Raw genomic sequence first — 2,314 nt, 5'->3', positions numbered from 1 at the left:
ACCGCTGACGGAACAGCGGGTTAATTCAATATTCAACTCTTTGGATATCATTGTTTAACAATCAATCATGTGACTTTCCAGGTCACACCCACGTTTTGTTCAAGTTTAGCATTATGGTATAGGCGGATTCGTATGCGTCGGCGATGTCCGTCATGAAAGCCGGCGCAATGGGATTGCAACGATGGCTCCGCTTGGGGTCGTCGAAGTTTATCACATAGAATCTGGCGGCTTCCGTGTACTTCTCCCTGTTTTTCAGAAAGTGATTATAGACAATTGTGCTGAGGTCGGCAAACTTGAAATCGTAGCAATAAACCGCGAATCCTTTCTCTATCTGCTGTTTAAGGAGGTTGTTGATCACGGCATACGACTTTCCTGAACCGGGAGTACCGAGCACGATAGTCGCTCTGAACGGGTTGACTACATTTATCCAGCCGTCATTCCACTTCTTTCTGTAATAGAATCTTGTGGGCAGATTTATCGAGTATTCATTGTCGATTTTGCGCGTTTCTTGCTGAAAGGATTCGTTTTCATTGTTGAATACATCGGTCATAAGATTGTTGCGGAGTATTCGGCTTATCCAGTTGCCCGCCATGAGCAGGCAGATGAAGCCCGCCGCAGTACACATTATATATAAGGTGTAATGCAGCTTGGGCATGAGATACAGCACAAGTCCAGCTCCGAGAAAGAGCCAGATGGTGCGCCATGTAATATCCTCGTTCTTAACACCCCTCGTGCCGAAACACGAGAGGGCGAGAAGAAGCAGAGCAAACCACTTGGCGGTGTATTGGCTGTGGAACATGTGGCATGAGCGGTCGAAACCGTTCAGCACCTTATTGACGATCCGAAAGAAATTGTCGGGCTGTGTGGGGTGAAGCTCCGGGCAGAACCAATAGATATTGATTACGACCAGAACTATACTGATAGCACGGAGAAAATCCATGATTTTCGCCAGTGCCCTGAGGTCATCTTCTTGTTGAGACATTGTTTTTCGTCGGGTTTTGAGGTTGAATGAGTTATGCTCCAAAAGAGCGGCTGTATTATCGCCTGTATAACAAGATGTTAACACATTATTTTCTTTACAAGGAAAAGAAAATGAGATATTTCTTTCTTTACAAAGAAAATTATTTGTAACTTTGTGAAAATTATAATGGTATGGAACGAATCTATGAAATCTCAGCGCGACTGATAGAGTCACTTGATGCTCCGCTTCACCGTTACCTATACGATGCTATCGTATGGAGCGACCGACTCATAATGATTAAGGGAGCGCGAGGTGTGGGCAAGACCACTATGATGAAGCAGCGATGCAAAGAGAATGGAGAGAAGGGTGTATATGCCTCTCTCGACCAGTTGTTCTTTAACGACCATACTATTGTGGAGCTCGCCGACTACCACTATAAGCATGGAGGGACTCACCTTTATCTTGACGAGGTTCATCGGTATCCTCGTCCCAACTGGGAACAGGAACTGAAGAATATTTATGACAGCTATCCTGACCTGCGTGTAGTATTCACAGGTTCATCATTGCTCCAGCTGAACAGTAAAATTGCAGACCTCTCACGTCGTGTTGCGGTATATGAACTGAGGGGACTTTCCTTTAGAGAATATCTGAATTTTACCGGAAACTACGGACTGTCACCTGTCACCCTGTCGGATATTCTAAGCAATCATCGTGCCTTGGCATCCAAGATAACATCATCCATACGTGTTATAGGAGAATTTGAGAAATACCTGAAGATGGGTTACTACCCGTTCTTTATGGACAGCTCAGAATTTACCTATGCACAGAGAGTGGAAAGACTCGTGCTGTCGGTTATTGACATTGACATACCCGCTGTGACTGCCATTGAATATGAGACCCAGCTGAAACTGAAGAAACTCCTTGTGGTTCTTGCCGAGCAGGTGCCTTTTGTGCCGAATATGACGAATCTTTCAAGAGATGTCGAAGTAACCCGAAATCAGTTGATGAAATTCTTCACATTGCTTAGCGAAGGTGCGATTCTCCGTACACTGATGGATGCGACGACACAGCCTAAGCGTGCTTCAAAACCGGAGAAAATACTATTTGACAATCCCTCGGTAATGCAGGCACTTGGAATCATCAACAAAGCAGGTACGGTAAGAGAAAGCTATGTGGCGTCAATGCTTAGCTATACCGGCAAGCTGTTTGCCGCCAAAGAAGGAGACTTTCTTCTTGACCGCACCTATTTGTTTGAAGTCGGAGGTAAAGGGAAAGGATTCTCTCAGATTGCTGATAAGCCCAATAGTTATGTCATAGCCGACAATATAGAGACCGGTATCGGCAACAAAATAC

General features: G+C 45.0%; 1 protein-coding gene and 1 pseudogene. One reads left to right on the top strand and one right to left on the bottom strand.

Annotated elements, in window-relative coordinates; genetic code table 11:
• Positions 1–85 precede the first annotated feature (85 nt).
• Positions 86–982: pseudogene (locus tag JX312_RS12430) on the bottom strand (YWFCY domain-containing protein); the annotation flags it as partial.
• Positions 983–1,152: 170 nt separating this feature from the next.
• On the opposite strand from JX312_RS12430, the gene JX312_RS12425 reads away from it, so the two are divergent.
• Positions 1,153–2,314 (top strand): ATP-binding protein (locus JX312_RS12425; protein WP_204458209.1); only part of this gene is annotated, 1,162 nt, incomplete at its 3' end.

It is taken from the genome of Barnesiella sp. CU968 (assembly GCF_905219685.1).
Classification (GTDB): domain Bacteria; phylum Bacteroidota; class Bacteroidia; order Bacteroidales; family Muribaculaceae; genus Lepagella; species Lepagella muris_A.
This window is presented reverse-complemented; position numbering and strand designations above follow the sequence as displayed.